This window comes from Paenibacillus sp. FSL F4-0097, from assembly GCF_038593125.1.
GTDB lineage: Bacteria > Bacillota > Bacilli > Paenibacillales > Paenibacillaceae > Paenibacillus_AQ > Paenibacillus_AQ odorifer.
The window spans coordinates 1,534,909-1,552,224 of record NZ_CP151965.1 but is presented as its reverse complement, the minus strand read 5'-3'; the positions used below and the strand labels follow the sequence as shown (position 1 = coordinate 1,552,224).

Sequence of the window (17,316 nt, the reverse complement as noted above, 5' to 3'; positions counted from 1 at the left end):
CTCCTATTGTCCGTATTTCTTCTCGCCGCGGAACTGGACGATGGTGATGCCAAGTACCAGCAGAAACAATACAATGGCCATGGCGCTGGCATATCCGTAATCAAGCGAGCGGAACGCCGTATTGTAGATTTGATACACCATAACCCTTGTAGAATCATTCAACTGGTTATCGGCGCCGGCAAATAGGTTGATAAAGATATCGTAGACTTTGAACGAATTGATGACTAGAATCATCAGAACAAAGAAAGAGGTAGGCGCCAGTTGAGGGACCGTCACATTGCGGAATCTTCTCCACGCGCCCGCACCATCAAGTTCAGCAGCCTCATACAATTCAGGGTTGATGCCCTGCAGACCTGCCAAGTAAATAACCATGTAATAACCCATGTTTTTCCACACTGTGAACAGTATTACTGTGAACATCGCCCAGTGTTTATCCGCCGCCCAGCGGGGAAGATCCTCCAGCGGGATACCGGTAAGGGTATGCAGGATATTGTTGATCGGACCCATCGTAGGACTGAAGATAAAGTTCCATACGGCAGCAACGGCTACCAGGGATGCTACATAAGGGAAAAAGAATACGGTTCTCATGAAATTGCGGGCCATTATCTTCTGATTAAGCAGGATCGCCAGCGCCAGCGCGACAATCATGGTAAACGGTACTACGCCAATAGTGTAAACAATGGTATTCCATAATGCTTTGTGAAATGTTGTATCTCTGATCAACCGGGTGAAATTGTCCAGCCCGATAAACTTCATTGGATTGGCCCCGTCCCATTTCACAAAAGCAAGGATAAAGGCAAAGAACATAGGTACCAGTGTAAACAGGGCAAATCCGATAAAGTTCGGCGCAATGAAGCTGTAAGCTACCAGGTTTTCCCGGACACCTTTTGACAAATGACGTTTAGGGATCTTTTTTGTACCCAATATGGTTTCGTTCTGCATTCTTTCTCCTCCAAACCTTCTAAAACTTCCCCACAAATCTATACGCTTTAATATAAAAGGCGGGCTTTCACCCGCCCTTAGAACCGGCTCTCTTAAGGTTAATTATTCAAGAGCTGCTGTACGCGAGCATTCATATCATCCAAACCTTCGTCAATCGAAGCATTTTTAGTCATAATATTGTCATGCGCTTCATTCAAAATAACTTCGATGTCCGCGCTCTTTTCATGCATAGGCATTTCCAGATAAGTCTTAACAGTAGTCAGTGCCGCTTTGCTGTTCTCATCCGCAGGGAAGCCCTCGATGGAAGTAATGGAATTGATAACTTCATCATTCTTAATCGCTGGAATGGTTCCGGTGGAAGCAATAACTTTAGCGCCTTCTTCACCAGTCACGAATTTCATGAAATCAAGTGCTGCTTCTTTATGTTTGGATTTCTGATTTACAGCCAGAGAAGTAATTGTACCCAGGGTTGTACCGGCTTCCACACCATCCGGATGAGGGTATTTCGCAATGCCCCAGTTAGCCGATTGGGACTCGCCGCTCTTCACTTTCTCAATCTGTGTAGCGATAAACCAGCTGCCCATGTTCATAGTAGCAACGGAATTATTGTAGAATACGCCAGAATAGTGCGTGCTTGAAGTCTTCAGTGTGGCGTAATCCATTACGATGCCGTCTTCCTGTTCTTTCAGGATCCGCTCATAGGTTGGCTTCAAGAAATCGTAGTTTCCGTCAACAACAGTGTTCTTGCCGTCCAGAATACCGAACAGTTGAACCGCACTACGCCAAGTATGGTAGTGAGCTCCGTACACTTTTTCAGAACCGCTGCCAGAAGTCATTTTTCTGGCCAACTCATCATATTGCTCGAATGTCATATCATTGCTTGGATATTCCACTCCTGCTTTGTCGAACAAATCTTTATTGTAGTAGAGAATCCAGAAATCGCTGCGAAAAGGAAGCGCATACACCTCATCGTTCACTTCGATTTGTTCTACAGTACCTCCATATACCGAAGGATCAATAGCGTTGCCACTCATAAAGCTTTTAAGCGGCTCCAGGTGATTCTGTTTCACAAGGTTCGAGTAGCCCGGAATATCTTTAATTGTAAGTACGTCCAGATCTGCGCCACCGGACAGTTGTGTGCTTAACATGGTCATATAGTCCGTCGACCCCAGATCGACATATTCGATCGTTACATTCGGATGCTCAGCTTTGTAGGCATCGATCAGTGGCTTGTAGTAAGCGGTAGCTTCCCAATCCCACAAGGCCCATTTCAAAGTCACAGGCTCCTGGCTCGGTTCAGCGGAAGCGTTTGCAGAATTCCCCGTTGCTGGAGCTGTCGTTGCAGCAGCACCTTCGTTGTTGTTATTACCAGAACATCCAGCCAGCAGACTCATGGAGAATACTGTGGCGAGGGTTATGCCATAGAATCTTTTCAGTTTCATTTAAATATCCCCTTTTCTTCTGATTGTGTAACTACGATCGGCTCTTCTGAGCTTAGTTCAAAGTTTATAGCTTTTTCCGCAAGAATGGCATGCATTATCAAACAAAGTTCATTCACTTTTCTGTGTTCTTCTTCCCTGCTCCGGTTCAAACCTGTAATTTTCTATCTAAAACATGTAAAATATTCAGCTTATGTACCTCCCCCTGTATCGGAACGCAGGAATATGCTATGGTATATGAAAACGCTTTATATGTTTTCACATTTTGTAGAGGAGTGTTAAATACGGTAAGAAAATCCACCATTAAAAGTCGCATTATTCTGCTCATGGCCGTATTCGCACTGCTGATAGCGTCGCTGCTTTCTTTTTTCAGCTATGAATTAATTACTTATTATCAGCGTAAAACAACCATCCAGGCGACCGAGTTCAATCTGCAGCTGGTATCTCATATTATTGAACAGGATTTGATTGATCTGTCATCCCTGGCGATGACCTGCAGCACTAACTCTTCTACTAATACCCTGATCACAGACTACTTCAGCTCACCTAAGGCTAGCTCTAAGGAAGCAGTTAATGTATTCAACTCGATGCAGCAGGACTTCCTGAACAACCGCTCCAACAGCTATGCCCGCCGTCTGATTGTTACGGATAGCAACGGCAAGTTTCTGCAGGTGGATAAAACCGGCACCTCTGTTCCGCTTACCATACACAATATCGGTCAAATTACCGGCCTTAGCAACGATGCCGAGGAGAAATGGGACCGGGTGATCAAGGACCCGCTCTCCAACACGAACGGAATTCCTTTTGTTTTTCCTATTTACGGCAAAGGAGCTTCCCGCGTTGGAACAGTGTACCTGTTAGCGAATACCACTGTTATTACCGACAAGCTGAAGGGGTACTCCCTGCCGAAGAATTCCCGGCTGCTGCTGACGCTCGGCAATCATCATTATCAGCTCATCGGCGATCAGGTCATCGCCATTGCAGAGCCGTATGAACCGGTGGCCTATACCAATGATAAACCTGTCGGTCCGCAAACCGAGCTGTCCATGGTCAAGCTGGCGGACGAGAAAGAGAGCCATATCGTGGTATCTTATCCCGTACGCAGCGGAGTCATTCTGTCACAGACTTTATCCAATGACCTGTTCGCTCCCAAGACAAATATATGGATTCTGGTTATGCTCGGCGTCTGTCTCCTGGTTATTGTCTTAAGCGCTATCATTACGCTGTATCTGACCCGTACCATCAGTCTTCCGGTGGAAAAACTGAAGAAGCGGATTGATAAGATCGCCCAGGGCAATTTCCTGCTGGACCGCAATATCGAATGGAACAGCGAGCTTGGCGATGTCGGACGGGGTATTAACCGCCTGTCCCAAGATATCGTAGCGCTTATGGACAGCCGGCTCGCTGACGAGAAACAGAAACAGGAGCTGGAATACCGGATGCTGCAGAGTCAGATCAATCCCCATTTCCTGTACAACACACTGAATTCGATCAAATGGATGGCTACAATTCAGAATGCTACCGGCATCGCAGAAATGACCACTTCACTATCTAGACTGCTGCGCAGCATCGCCAAAGACAACCGTAGACTGATGCCGCTGAAGGATGAGCTGAGCCTGCTGGATGATTATTTTCTGATTCAGAAATACCGCTATGGCAGTACGGTCTCTATGGTAAAGGAGATTGACAACGAGGAACTGCTAACCGGCCTAATTCCACGGTTCACGCTCCAGCCCCTGGTCGAGAACGCCATCTTCCATGGCATTGAGCCCAAAGGCAGAGGAGAAATTCTCATTAAGGTGGCCAAAAGTGGATTCGCCGATATTCTAGTTACGATTGAAGACAACGGTGTAGGGATGAAGGAAGAAGAAATCTCCACGATTCTGTCGAATCCAGGTGACGGAAGCAAAGAAATGCCCGAGAATATTGGACTCCGCAGCGTAAATGAACGTTTGCGCCTGGCATTTGGGGATAATTACGGTCTTTCGATTGAGAGTGAGTCGGGCCAATATACCCGGATGAAGATTCTTCTGCCGTTCCTGCAAAAGGAATAGAGTAGCATACCAAGCAAGGATGTGATGGAATTGATCAAGTTGTTAATCGCTGATGACGAGGCGCTGGTCTGTATCGGCTTGCAGTCCATGCTGAAGTGGGAGCAATATAATATAGAAATTGTCGGCATTGCACACAACGGGGCTCAAGAGGAAGAAATGATTGACACCCTCCGTCCTGACATTGTAATCAGCGATATAAAAATGCCAATTAAAAGCGGCTTAGAAGTTGCCAATGCGGTACGCAAAAAACACGGCCGGCTTCCGCTGTTTATCATCTTAACAAGCTACGAGGAATTCGAATACGCACGTGGAGCGATTGAAGTGCAAGCCACAGATTATCTAGTGAAGCTGGAACTGACACCAGAGGCACTTGATGCCTCCATTCGGAAAGCAATTTCCCAATTGGAGGCTTTTCAAACCCTAGACAGCTATCCCATGCTTGCTCATAGAGGCAATCTACAAGCCCAACGCGATAAATTTTTCATCCGCCTGTTCAATAACTTATTCGCAAATAAAAACCAGTACCTTCTGCAGAGAGATGATTTAAACCTTGAGCTCAAGGAACCTGCTTATCTAGTCTGCACTTGCCGTATTTTGGGACCAGACAGTGTCCCGCCCCGCGGCGATAAAATGGTTGCTCTGTGCTCAAGTACCGTCCAAATGGCCAAAGATACGCTTACTTCCATAAGACCTTGTTATGTGACCAGTCTGGACTTGCGCAATTTTGCTGTAACCCTGCCCGTCAACGGGACGGATTCACGGCAATGGATGCCTGAGATTGAAATGCTATTGACCCATATGGCCTCCATACTCCATAACTACTTCAATGTAAGGATCATCGGCGCGATCGGCTTTGCGGTCGAGGATCCTTATTTGCTGCGGGAAAGCTACCTCGCTGCGCGAAAAGCGCTTCCTGCTGCGGTTAAAGCACAGTCGTTTGTGTTTTTTGCCGAAGGAGAGTCGCTGGAGCAGGATCATCTGTTGTTTGATTTCTCCGAATTGCGTACAGAGATCCGCCGTGCTTTTGAAGAAATGGATACCCAAGCTTTATACGCCATTATCTCCAAAATGATCGAAATCTTCGACGGCCGGGCCGACCTGCTGGTTCCCGCCACTGATGCCGCCTGCAACATTCTGTATATGGCCACTTCACTACTTGCAGACGGTGAGAATATTGTGGAGCAAATTTTCGAAAATGAACCGGAGGGCTACCGGGCTATCTACCAGATGCATACGATTGAAGAGATCGCCGGCTGGCTGATCCAGTTCAGGGACGGTTGCTCGGACATCCTCTCTACCCGCAGACAAAGCTACAAGGAGCAGCTCGTCAAAAATGTCCAAGAGTATATTAAACGAAATCTCGGAACTAAGCTCTCGCTCAATCAAGTGGCGGATGTCTTCAATTTCAGTCCCAACTATCTGAGCCACCTTTTCTCCAAGGTTGCCAAGGTCAACTATGTGGAATATATCACGGAGATCAAAATCACGACAGCCAAAGAAATGATGGCACGCGGGGAAGGTCGCATCTACGAAATCTCACAGAAGCTGGGATATGAGAGTGCCTTCTATTTCAGCAAGGTCTTCAAAAAGGTAACCGGAATTTCCCCCAGAGAATACATGCAGCAACTTAAAGCAGATTCACCGCCTGACCGAAGCCTCGGAGTAAACAACCGTTCTTGAGATCAAGAGATTATTAAGAATAACCCCACTTCGCAAAAATAAAGCCAATAAATCTGCAAGGAGCAGGCTCTGTTCCTTGCAGATTTATTGGCTTGCCATCACCCTCAGCAGCATCCCTAAGTATCACCCTTACTCCTGCAATTTTTTTATTTTTATTTTTAAACTAGCAAAATGCTAATACTCCGGTCTTTCTGCCCTAAAAGCCTGCCAAAAGACCGCTTACGAGACACTTTCCCAGCTATTAAGACGGCTGTTCCCATATTGACTTTTCAACATATAGTAATTAAAATAAACAACGCACACTAAATATAGTATAGATACGATTTTTCAGTATTTAAAGCTTATCCATTCAGTTTTCATACTATTTTCAATAGTTTTTAATATTTACAGGGGGACAGACACCATGCTAGTCGCGTATGATTCAAAAACAGGAAATGTCAGACGCTTCATCAGCAAACTTAAGTTGCCGGCTGTGCAGATTGAGGAGCATATGACGATTGACGAGCCCTATGTGCTTATTACATATACCACCGGCTTTGGACAGATTCCAGAAAAGGTGTCTACTTTCTTGAAGAACAATAATGCCAATCTGAAAGGCATAGCCGCCAGCGGCAATAAGAACTGGGGCGAGCTGTTCGCGCACAGCGCGGACTTGATTGCAGATCGGTATAACGTGCCCGTTATCGGTAAATTTGAGTTATCGGGTACATTTGGCGATGTAGAACGGATTAAACAGGAGGTGAGCCGGGTTGCGGCATATTGAATTAAACAACATGTTGATGAAGAGAGACGAAAGTGGCTTCTTTCAGTTAGACAAAGATCTTGAGGCAGTAGCTGAATTTATGCGGGATGTAGAGCGCCGGAGTCTGGTTTTTGCGAATACAAAAGCCAAGGTTGATTATATGATTGAACAGGATTTCTACGAGAATTTTTACGAACAGTACAGCACGGCGGAGATTGAAGAAGTCTACCAGATTACCCACGCCTACAACTTCAGTTTTCCATCTTATATGGCAGCTTCGAAGTTCTACACGGATTACGCTGTAAAAACCAATGACCGCAAACAATATCTGGAGCATTACCCGGACCGTGTGGCGGCAGTCGCCCTTCACCTGGGACGCGGCAACGCCGATACTGCCGGGGTACTTGCCCGTTCGATGATGGAACAGCGCCTACAACCTGCGACCCCAACCTTCTTAAATGCCGGTAAGAGCCGGCGTGGTGAGCTCGTCTCCTGCTTCCTAATCGAAATGGACGACTCGCTCAATTCCATCAACTATGTGCTGAATACCTGCATGCAGTTGTCGAAGATCGGTGGCGGTGTGGCCGTCAACCTATCCAAGCTACGCTCCCGTGGTGAAACTATCAAGGGTGTTGAGGATGCTGCGAAGGGAATTATACCTGTACTCAAGCTGATGGAAGACGGCTTCTCCTATGCAGATCAGATGGGTCAGCGTAAAGGATCAGGAGCAGCCTATTACAACATTTTTGGCTGGGACGTTCTGGAATTCCTCGACAGCAAGAAGATCAATGCCGACGAAAAAACAAGACTCAAAACCCTGTCCATCGGCCTGATTATTCCGAACCGCTTTTATAAGCTGGCGAAGGACAATGAAGCGCTGCATGTATTTGCTCCTTACAGTGTGTACAAAGCCTACGGAACGCATCTCGACGATATGGATCTGGATGACATGTATGATAAGCTGCTGGCCGATCCACGTGTCAAAAAGAAGAAAGCTATGAGCGCACGGGATATGCTGACCAAAATTGCCATGATCCAGCTGGAATCTGGCTATCCATATATCATGAACAAGAGCAATGCCAATGCGGCCCATGCCCTGAAAAACGTCGGACAGATCAAAATGTCCAACCTTTGTACTGAAATCTTCCAGCTGCAGGAGACCTCAGAGATTGCCGACTACGGACAGGAGAGTACAATCCGCCGCGATGTAAGCTGCAATCTGGCTTCCTTGAACATTGTTAACGTGATGGAACATGGCAAAATCCGTGAATCCGTACATGAGGGCATGATCGCCCTGACCGCTGTTAGCGATATGACCAGTATTTCCAATGCCCCAGGCGTAGCCAAAGCAAACAAGGAAATGCACTCTGTCGGTCTTGGCGTCATGAATCTGCACGGCTATCTGGCTAAGAACAACATTGCTTATGAAAGCGAGCAGGCCCGCGATTTTGCCCGGACCTTCTTTATGACCATGAATTTCCACTCGCTGGAGAAAAGCATGGAAATCGCTGCCGCGACGGGCCGATCTTTCCATGGATTTGAGGCTTCTGATTATGCTACGGGAGCTTATTTTGAGCGTTACCTGACTACCGATTACCGTCCGGTTACCCCAAGGGTACAAGAGTTATTCGGAGATATTTATATCCCATCCCCAGCTGACTGGGAACAATTGCGGGATGCGGTAAAAGCAAATGGCCTATACCATGCTTACCGTTTGGCGATTGCGCCAACGGCCAGCATTTCCTATATCCAAAACGCCACTTCAAGCGTTATGCCGATTGTTGAGCAGATTGAGACTCGGACTTATGCTAATTCAACTACTTATTATCCGATGCCGTACCTGCGGCCGGACAATGTGTTTTTCTATAAATCGGCTTACCAGATGGACCAGTTCAAGGTAATCGATCTGATCGCGGAAATTCAGCCCCATATCGACCAAGGTATCTCGACCGTTCTGCATGTTAACAGTGATGTTTCCACCAGAGAACTGGCCCGCTCCTACCTGTATGCGGCGCATAAAGGCTTGAAGTCGCTGTATTACACCCGGACCAAAAAGCTGTCTGTCGAGGAATGCCTCACCTGCTCAATCTAAAAGGAAGGCTATAGCCGCAGAAAAGGAGATTGCAATATTATGACCGCTATCCAAGCCGTTAACTGGAACCGTCCCGACGACGATTTCTCATTGATGTTCTGGAATCAGAACATTATGCAATTCTGGACGGACGATGAAATTCCATTATCCGATGATAAAATGTCCTGGCTCACGCTCAGTGAGCAAGAAAAGGACTCCTATATGAAGGTGCTGGGCGGTCTGACACTGCTGGATACGATTCAAGGCGGAGTCGGTATGCCGCAGATTATGGAGCATGTCGAAGGCCTTCAACGTAAAGCCGTACTGGGCTTCATGGGTATGATGGAACAAATTCACGCCAAATCGTACAGCAGTATTTTCACCACTTTGTCCTCTACAGAGGAGATCGACAGTGTATTCCGCTGGGTAGAAGAGAACCCCTTCCTCCAGTTCAAAGCGGAGACCATATCACAATATTACAAAAACATAGACTCACCTAAAGACCTGTACCTTGCCATGGCAGCCTCCGTCCTGCTCGAGAGCTACTTGTTCTACAGTGGTTTCTTCTATCCCCTATATCTGGCTGGGCAGGGCAAAATGACTTGCAGCGGTGAGATCATCGACCTTATTCTACGGGATGAGAGCATCCATGGGGTATATGTCGGCGTGCTGGCACAAGAGATCTTTGACGGGCTCCCAGAAGACGAGCAACGCGAACTTCACCATACGCTGGTAGAATTGCTTCGACTGCTGCATGAGAATGAAGAGCGTTATACCGAGCAGATCTATGCCCCTATCGGATTGGTGGACGAGGTTAAGACTTTCCTAAGATACAATGCCAATAAAGCGATGATGAATCTGGGCCATGATCCGCTATTTGACGAGGAAGAGATCAACCCGATTGTTCAGAACGGGATCAGCACCCACACCAAGCAGCATGACTTCTTCTCGAAGAAAGGCAACGGATATGTCCGGGCGCTTAATGTGGAGCCACTGAAGGATGAAGATTTTCAATTTTAAATAAAATCATCAGAGGTTGTTGTATCTAATAGATGCCAGCTCAAGTGTATTATATTATTTACAATAAATGTTTCATGTCTAAATTAAATAACCTTAGTCCAGTAGGCTTTCGGACTAAGGTTATTTATAATGGTTCAACTTTTAAATTCTCCTTAATTTTATGGACCCAAGCTGGGAGAGGATCAACCTGATATTTTATAGAGCAATACCCTGCTTCCAAAACAATTTCTCCATCCGACTTACTGTTGTCGATAACAATCAAATGATCAATAAGGTACAAATTAGAAAGTAAGTTTTGAATTGATGTTGTATGTCTTCTAATAATATCCTCAGTTGGAATATCGTGGCCACCATTTCGAACGCGTAAAGCAACCCGTTCGATATTTAGCTGATAATCACCAAGTCCTACAAAGAACATAGTTGTCTCAAAACCGCTTTCCTTAGCACTCTGCATGAGTCGAATTACATTTCCACCGGCCAATGTTGTCTCTATTGTGAAATCACGCCTATTGTCTATACAGTTCCTAGCTAGTCTTATCGCCTCTTTACCTGCGGATATCTTCCGACGGTTTGGATCATCGGGATCAATGCGGCGAGCTAAAGCATCAGGATCGATATTCACACTAATTCCAAGTCGATCTACAATCAAATTCCTAATTGTACTTTTCCCGCTGCCATTATTCCCAGCAAATACATACATCATCGCAGAGGGCTCACTCATGAGATGTCTCCTGATTATCTATAGGTACGATCACACCATTTGGATATTCCTTAACAATCAAACCATTTTTCGTTTTATATACAATGTAAGTTCCGTTTGCTTTTGCATCCAACTTGGCTCGTTCGCCTGTAAGCTTGATTAATTTATGCAAATCTTGAACAAGATTCATAACCATTCACCTTCCATCCTGTAGGCATTCTTATCATCATTATAGCATACTCTTTTTGGATTAAACTCTAGCCGAATAAACCTCTTCAAACAAAACAAGCTTGCTCTACTGGCTATTCATATCCATAGTATCTCCACTATATAGGCATAAGTTTTCCAAAGAAAAACAAAAAGTGCGGAGAAAGCTCTCCGCACTTTTTGCTAACTCTATTTATTAGATTATTGCAATTTTTTCAGTACTGTTCTAGCTTCTTCATAGGTATCGTAAGCATCAGCAAAATCTCTGCCAAAAATACGTTTCAATTGCATTTTCCAAATTGGGTTTTTAGTTACATAAGCCCATCCTGCTTGACCAGCTGCTTTCGCCATCTCACCTGTTGGAGCCAACATTGCTGCAACTTCAGGAGAAAGTACACTTGCAGATTCAGTTACATCAGTTGTACCCGTAAATTTAGGACTAACAAGCTTCATGATATTCTCAAAATCTTTCAAGTATCCTGGAACATCCTCAGCAGAAAAATCGATAGATACTACATCGATGTGGTTTTCACTTTTGTTGTATTTAATTGTGTATGACATAATTGTATTCCTCCAAGTTTTAATAGTTATTTTTTAATAATAGAAAGAAATGTATGTAACTCCAACAGACAAAAAATTTCTGCCCAGGCTTTTTAGTAACTTCTACTTTTGGCAACTGGGTTTGGAACAAACTGCCTTGTTTAAATGATGCCATATCGTTACAATCAATAGTAAATGACATCTATTTCCTGTATCGTTTTATTGCAACATCCTTTCTAATATATTTTAACTCATACCTATTACCTATATTATTATCGACAAATTTCTTTTTTTATTTATATTAAAATACAAATTTCTACAAATTCCAACATATCCATGGTTATATTTGCCTTAATTTCATTCACACTTGTGTAATTCCGTTATCATTTAGAAACAACTAAAAAAGGCTCTGCGTGCGCCTTCAACTCCAGTCCATTTATCCTACAGGATTTCCGAACAGGAATACGCCGCAAAGCCTTCGATACTAGATGCTTATATAAGTAGATTAATCCGACTAATTACTTAGTTGCGGAGTAGCCCCCGTCAATCACATGTGCTGTACCTGTAATAAATGAAGCCTCATCACTTAGAAGGAAACATGCAAAAGCAGCTACTTCCTCAGGCGTACCATATCTGCCCAAAGCCGTTCCAGAAGCGATAAGAGATTGAAGCATCTCTACATCATCAGACAACAGCTTTTCGTATCTGTTCATGGTTGGTGTAGGGATAGGACCAGGGCAAATAGTATTTACTCTGATATTACGGTGACCCACTTCTTTAGCAACCGATTTAGTCATGCCCACAATGGCGTGTTTACTTGCTGAATAAGCTGCATCATTTGCCATCCCAATAAAAATACCATGCAAGGAGGAACAGTTTAGAACGGAAGCACCGGATTTCATATGTGGTAATGCATAATGCAACATGTAGAATTGGCCATTAAGATTTGTCTGAATCACCTTTTGAAACAATATCGGATCATATTCTGTAACATCCGCATTATCTCCTGTAATTGCTGAGTTATTATAAAGGCAATCAATCTTTCCATAAGCTGCTAAGGTTTGATCTACGATATTTTTGCAGTCTGCTTCAACTGAAACGTCTGACCGCACAAACAGTGCTTCTCCACCTAAAGCTTTGATTTCTTCGACTGTGTTAGCGCCAGCATCTGATCGATTGGCAACTACTACAGTACCACCCTCTCTTGCTACTCTCAATGCTGTAGCTTTTCCGATTCCGGTACCAGCACCCGTAATAATAACTACTTTGTTTTCAAATCTGTTGCTACTCATTATGCGCACCACTTTCTTATGTCTTTTTCAGGAAGAGGATTTGAACCTCATAGACCCTAATGTCACCTGATACAGTGTGGATTGGAACATTTTTGCAGAAAAATCGACAAAATTATCCTCTATATGACAACTTTATTGTATTTAATTGTATATAGCAATCAATATTTTAATCTACTTTTCCAACAATTGAGAATTTGGTTTTGATCGTCATAAAAAATACACCCCTTAGAATTTCATCAGATAAACCAGAAGTTTTATCCAATGTTATTCTAAGAGGTGTAATAAACCTCTACCTAACTCCACGAACTGGGACGTCGATTCGAACTTGACCTCCACCCGTCAGGGGAGAATTGCTAATATGCAGACTGCCCTGATGCTGCCTGACAATGGTGTCGGCAATATAAAGTCCCAATCCATAGTGACTTTTGGAGGTACGGCTACTGTCCCCTCGATAAAACTGCTTAACTGCAGATTGGAGTCCTTCACTCGTAAATCCTGATCCACTGTCTGCTACCGTTATACTCCACCAATCTTGTTTTGCCTCAACCTGCAAATAAATCACACTCTCATACGGGGAATACTCTACCGCATTAGCGAGTACATTCATCACAGCCCGATGAAGTAGCTCATTGTCTATCAACACCTCAGGGGGCAGATTATTGTCCTGGTGGAATTCTATCCGAAGATGCTTAGGGACAACCAACGCATCTAACTGCGTACGAATTTGCTGGATAAAAGCTTCCGTTCTAACCCATTTAGAGCGGGGAGAAATTTGTTTCCTCGTATTAGAAATCTCAATAAGTGTTGCCATGTATTGTTCGATTTGATCCGCATTTTTGGAAATATACCCTATATATTCTTGCTGATTCTTCGCTAAATCTGAGTCTATCAGCAAATCTGCATTTCCTTGAATAATCGTAAGAGGAGTCTTAATGTCGTGGGCAAGCGCAGAAATCTGCTCTTTTTTCATTTGTTCCAAATTCCATTGCTGTTCTAGCGACTTTTTCAATTCCTCTCTCAGCTGTTCCAGGGATGATAGCACCTCATCAATTTCACTGACCCCAGAATACACGACAGTAAAATCCAAATTCTTAGCTTCAATGTGATGTGCAGCTTCTTGCAAGGAAGCCATTTTTTGACTCAGTCTTCGAGCGAAAAATCCAGAAATCAGAATAACTTCCAGTAACATCAGAACTACAAAAAACAGCAATAACGTTAATTGCGGATTAGGCAGCGTGTTATGCAGAAAATTCGAGGTGAACTGCGGTACGATTGCATATTGCAGTACGATAACCTCATGCTCCCGCTCAATCACATCGGTGCAGTTTGTACCCATGAGATTACAACTGCTTTGATTCTTCTGCAATATATCTAGAGCGCGTTCTTTAGGAATATTTCCTGAAATATAGTTCTTTTGCTGATCCAATACCGCATGTTCCGCTCCCCAAGGGATCATTTCTTGCGTAATTTCTGGCGCACGCTGCAAAACATCCCAAGACTTTGCAATGGATTGCTCAGTATGGTTTGCTGGAACAATCATTCCATACTGCATTAATAGAGTAAATACCCCTAAACACAGAAATGCCAATAATAGAGTACACGCACCTAATGATAATAAATATTGAATGAAGACTGAACGGAGCCGTATTCGTTTCACACCCATTTGTAACCTATCCCCCAAACGGTTTCAATCGGTGAAACCTCCCTCGCACTCAGCTTACTGCGGATATTTTTTACATGTTCTGTAATAGTTGAGCTATCGCTTTCTCTGTCATAGCCATAAACCGATTCATAAATTTGTTCTTTGGAAAAAACCTGACCTTTATTTCTAGCAAGAAATTCACATATCTGATATTCACTTTTAGTGAGATTTATTTTCTCTTTATCAATAGAAATCTCCTTTGCCGAGAGATTGAATTTCACTCCAGATGCGCTTAACATATGATTTTTCCCTCGATTCTCACGCCGCAAATGAGCGTTAACCCGAGCCTTCAACTCGCCTGCGCGAAAAGGCTTCACGATATAGTCATCTGCCCCTACACTAAGTCCAAACATAATATCTGTCTCCATTGATTTAGCTGTAAGAAACAGAATCGGACAGTCTACGATATCCCTGATTTGAGTACAGAGCTCAAAACCATCGATATCTGGCATCATCACGTCCAACAGGATTAAATCAAATGTCGAGTACTCGTTCAAAGGCATATGTCGTGCACTTGTTTTTACCGTAACCCTATGGTGATCTTTGCTAAGAATATTATTTACTAGCGCCAAAATATCAGGTTCATCATCTATTATTAAAATATTAGCCAGTGACCTCACTCCTATTTATTCATATGATTTCCTACCCTGAAAGTAATGAAACCATATCAAGCCTAACATTGCCATTATCATTGTACTAATAAGTATAGCAGGTACGGAATGAAGAAGTTGCAGCTTCAATACTTCCGTTTCAATGAACCCGTTAGGTTGTGCATAAAACAAGGGAAGTTGAATCATCCGCATCGACCAGGCCCACGGTATGTATAACCACACTTTATCTCCTACAATGGTTCCACCTACGATAGCTGCAATTAGCGTACCTGCACTACCCACCGTTAGAGAAAGTCCCAAACCTCCAGCATAACTTAAGATGAGATGAAAGATCATTAAGATTAGAGCAGTGCCTATAACCCAACAAGCTCCTTGCCAGAATATTAGATATTGTATCTGCTCTATATGCAAAATTTGTTTCATGCCCAGTATTAGAATTGATGTTGAACCGAATACGATCCATATCATCGCCAAGATTATGAACCCGAGTTTTCTTATATAACACTTCGGACGTGAAAGAGCACTTAATAGATTATAGAATCCCCCTGCCCCCTCCTCTAAACCACTCATTAAAGCAGAGAATAATCCTATCCCAACAGGTAACCCAAAGGCTATTAATGAAAAATAACCATCATAGATGTGAAACTGATCCGCACGCTGTGAAAAATACCAAAGTACCATCATCGGATATAGAACAGGAACAAGGAATATCAACCAACGAATTGCAGTGTGCTTAGTCATCAACCATTCAGCTTGTAATAGCCGGAGTATCACCATCTCTATCGCACCTCTCTTCTACTAAACCAGCAGCTAGTTAAGGTGAGGGTTACCAAAAAGAATACAAGCGACACCACAATTCCAGGTAAAATAACCGAAGAGTCTCTTAGAGCATCCTGTGCTGAAAGAGCCACACCATTTGGACGTACACCAACAATGGGACACATTAACCTTAAAGCCCAACTCCACGGAACATAAATCCATGAAGGTTGATCCGCTGCTAGTACACTCACAATCATCCCAAACAGACCTGCAAGAATAGATACTACAGACCCAAATTGTTCAGCTAAGAATAGATAGATTGGAATCATCCCCAAAGAGGTCAACCAAACAACCATAGCGGCTGTTGTAATTTCAGATAAGGGTGCTGCACCCAAAGGAAACAAAAGACCAGATAGGTACATTACTGCAATAAGGAGCAGCGAAGACAACAGCAAATAATATGACACCACAATAATTTTACTGAGCCAAAGTTTAACGATGCTAATTCCGTGACTGCTTAAGCTGCGGTATCCTCCAGCCTTACGATCCTTGTTATTCGATAGTGTAGACAACAAAGCAGGTCCTATGGTCATGAATAACAGCGGCCACCAATTAAAGACCATTTCCATAAAATAGTGGTCTTCAGTTTGCAGGTTCTGTTGTGTGAAAAATGAAAATAGAAGAAAAAACAGTGGCACCACGACAATCAATTTTCGCGAAAATGTTCGTTTGAATTTAATATTTTCGGATAAAAGATAGTGGATCATCTGGTTACCTCCTGTCTGTTCCGACTCACGACTTCCATGAACAATTTCTCCAAATCATCACCAGGAAATATTGCATTCTGATACCCTAGAACACCATTACTAATGATTCCAATATGATCGGAAATTTGCTCCACCTCATGAAGAATATGACTCGATAAAATAACTGTAATCCCTTGTGCAGGAAATGAGCGTATAAGCTTACGTAATTCCTGAATTCCAATCGGGTCAAGCCCATTTGTCGGTTCATCCAGAATCAAGAGTCTAGGTTGATTTAACAAAGCGATCGCAATCCCGAGACGTTGCTTCATGCCCATAGAGAATTGTCCCGCTCTTTTTTTGCCTGTTGTTGTTAAATCAACAATTTCAAGAACTTCCCGAATCCGAGAATCCGGTAAGTTTAATATTGTCGTGTGTACCTTCAAATTTTGGACAGCAGTCAGATTCCCATAAAGTGGCGGGGACTCAATCAGCGCTCCAATGTGTAGTAAATCCTTACGTGTCCATGGATGACCGTCAAATAAAATTTGTCCTGACGTCGCTCGAAGTATTCCTGTTATCATTTTTAGAGTCGTCGATTTACCTGCGCCGTTTGGGCCTAACAGTCCATAAATCGAATTAGTTTTTACGGTTATGTTGATATCGTTAACCGCACGCTGCCCCCTGAAATTCTTGCATAAATTATTAGTTTGTAAAATATACTCTCCCATCCTTTATCATCCTCTCATTTGCTATACGTTGATCATATATAGCAAATCTAAGGACTTTATAAGGTTTTACTGAGCTCAAATTA

Annotated in this window: 16 protein-coding genes; 5 read left to right on the top strand and 11 right to left on the bottom strand. The window is 43.5% G+C overall.

The features are described 5' to 3' along the window. Positions 1-3: 3 nt before the first annotated feature. Both MHH86_RS06850 and MHH86_RS06845 read right to left on the bottom strand, forming a co-directional pair. Positions 4-942, bottom strand: coding sequence for a sugar ABC transporter permease (locus MHH86_RS06850; RefSeq protein WP_036675858.1), 939 nt, complete (start codon positions 940-942; stop codon positions 4-6). A 98-nt stretch (positions 943-1,040) separates the two neighbouring features. Beyond that, entirely contained in the window at positions 1,041-2,384 is a 1,344-nt protein-coding gene (locus MHH86_RS06845) for a sugar ABC transporter substrate-binding protein (protein ID WP_038569278.1), read from the bottom strand. A 323-nt stretch (positions 2,385-2,707) separates the two neighbouring features. Here MHH86_RS06845 and MHH86_RS06840 point away from each other — a divergent pair, with 323 nt between their 5' ends. The 5 genes from MHH86_RS06840 (at position 2,708) to nrdF (ending at position 9,948) form a co-directional block, all read left to right on the top strand. After that, positions 2,708-4,435 (top strand): sensor histidine kinase, encoded by a 1,728-nt coding sequence (locus tag MHH86_RS06840; protein ID WP_244886431.1) that lies wholly within the window; start codon positions 2,708-2,710, stop codon positions 4,433-4,435. A 30-nt stretch (positions 4,436-4,465) separates the two neighbouring features. Further along, the gene (locus MHH86_RS06835; protein WP_052096847.1) at positions 4,466-6,115 is read left to right on the top strand and encodes a helix-turn-helix domain-containing protein; all 1,650 of its coding nucleotides are present in this window, start codon (positions 4,466-4,468) and stop codon (positions 6,113-6,115) included. A 403-nt stretch (positions 6,116-6,518) separates the two neighbouring features. Then, complete coding sequence (gene nrdI, locus MHH86_RS06830) at positions 6,519-6,878, top strand: class Ib ribonucleoside-diphosphate reductase assembly flavoprotein NrdI (protein ID WP_036675861.1); 360 nt, start codon at positions 6,519-6,521, stop codon at positions 6,876-6,878. Beyond that, positions 6,865-8,949, top strand: a complete 2,085-nt coding sequence (gene nrdE / locus MHH86_RS06825) for a class 1b ribonucleoside-diphosphate reductase subunit alpha (protein WP_036675863.1) — start codon at positions 6,865-6,867, stop codon at positions 8,947-8,949. The genes nrdI and nrdE overlap by 14 nt, the downstream gene beginning before the upstream one ends. A 39-nt stretch (positions 8,950-8,988) precedes the next feature. Further along, positions 8,989-9,948, top strand: a complete 960-nt coding sequence (gene nrdF, locus MHH86_RS06820; RefSeq protein WP_076099522.1) for a class 1b ribonucleoside-diphosphate reductase subunit beta — start codon at positions 8,989-8,991, stop codon at positions 9,946-9,948. Between the two features lie 124 nt (positions 9,949-10,072). On the opposite strand, the gene MHH86_RS06815 is transcribed toward nrdF, so the two are convergent. The 9 genes from MHH86_RS06815 to MHH86_RS06775 form a co-directional block, all read right to left on the bottom strand. Beyond that, positions 10,073-10,669 (bottom strand): zeta toxin family protein, encoded by a 597-nt coding sequence (locus tag MHH86_RS06815; RefSeq protein ID WP_036675867.1) that lies wholly within the window; start codon positions 10,667-10,669, stop codon positions 10,073-10,075. Continuing rightward, complete coding sequence (locus tag MHH86_RS06810) at positions 10,662-10,844, bottom strand: hypothetical protein (protein WP_036675869.1); 183 nt, start codon at positions 10,842-10,844, stop codon at positions 10,662-10,664. The genes MHH86_RS06815 and MHH86_RS06810 overlap by 8 nt, the downstream gene beginning before the upstream one ends. A 212-nt stretch (positions 10,845-11,056) precedes the next feature. Further along, on the bottom strand, positions 11,057-11,416 hold the full coding sequence (locus MHH86_RS06805) for a hypothetical protein (RefSeq protein WP_036675871.1): 360 nt from the start codon (positions 11,414-11,416) through the stop codon (positions 11,057-11,059). Positions 11,417-11,913: 497 nt separating this feature from the next. Continuing rightward, the gene (locus MHH86_RS06800; RefSeq protein WP_076316710.1) at positions 11,914-12,687 is read right to left on the bottom strand and encodes an SDR family NAD(P)-dependent oxidoreductase; all 774 of its coding nucleotides are present in this window, start codon (positions 12,685-12,687) and stop codon (positions 11,914-11,916) included. A gap of 289 nt (positions 12,688-12,976) precedes the next feature. Then, the gene (locus MHH86_RS06795; RefSeq protein WP_179089052.1) at positions 12,977-14,227 is read right to left on the bottom strand and encodes a HAMP domain-containing sensor histidine kinase; all 1,251 of its coding nucleotides are present in this window, start codon (positions 14,225-14,227) and stop codon (positions 12,977-12,979) included. A 113-nt stretch (positions 14,228-14,340) separates the two neighbouring features. Then, on the bottom strand, positions 14,341-15,000 hold the full coding sequence (locus tag MHH86_RS06790; RefSeq protein ID WP_036675961.1) for a response regulator transcription factor: 660 nt from the start codon (positions 14,998-15,000) through the stop codon (positions 14,341-14,343). Between the two features lie 15 nt (positions 15,001-15,015). After that, complete coding sequence (locus MHH86_RS06785; protein WP_340939463.1) at positions 15,016-15,777, bottom strand: lantibiotic immunity ABC transporter MutG family permease subunit; 762 nt, start codon at positions 15,775-15,777, stop codon at positions 15,016-15,018. 2 nt (positions 15,778-15,779) lie between these two features. Beyond that, positions 15,780-16,526, bottom strand: a complete 747-nt coding sequence (locus MHH86_RS06780; RefSeq protein ID WP_076144449.1) for a lantibiotic immunity ABC transporter MutE/EpiE family permease subunit — start codon at positions 16,524-16,526, stop codon at positions 15,780-15,782. Next, on the bottom strand, positions 16,523-17,233 hold the full coding sequence (locus MHH86_RS06775; protein ID WP_036675879.1) for a lantibiotic protection ABC transporter ATP-binding protein: 711 nt from the start codon (positions 17,231-17,233) through the stop codon (positions 16,523-16,525). Before MHH86_RS06775 ends, MHH86_RS06780 begins: the two co-directional genes overlap by 4 nt. Positions 17,234-17,316: the final 83 nt, after the last annotated feature.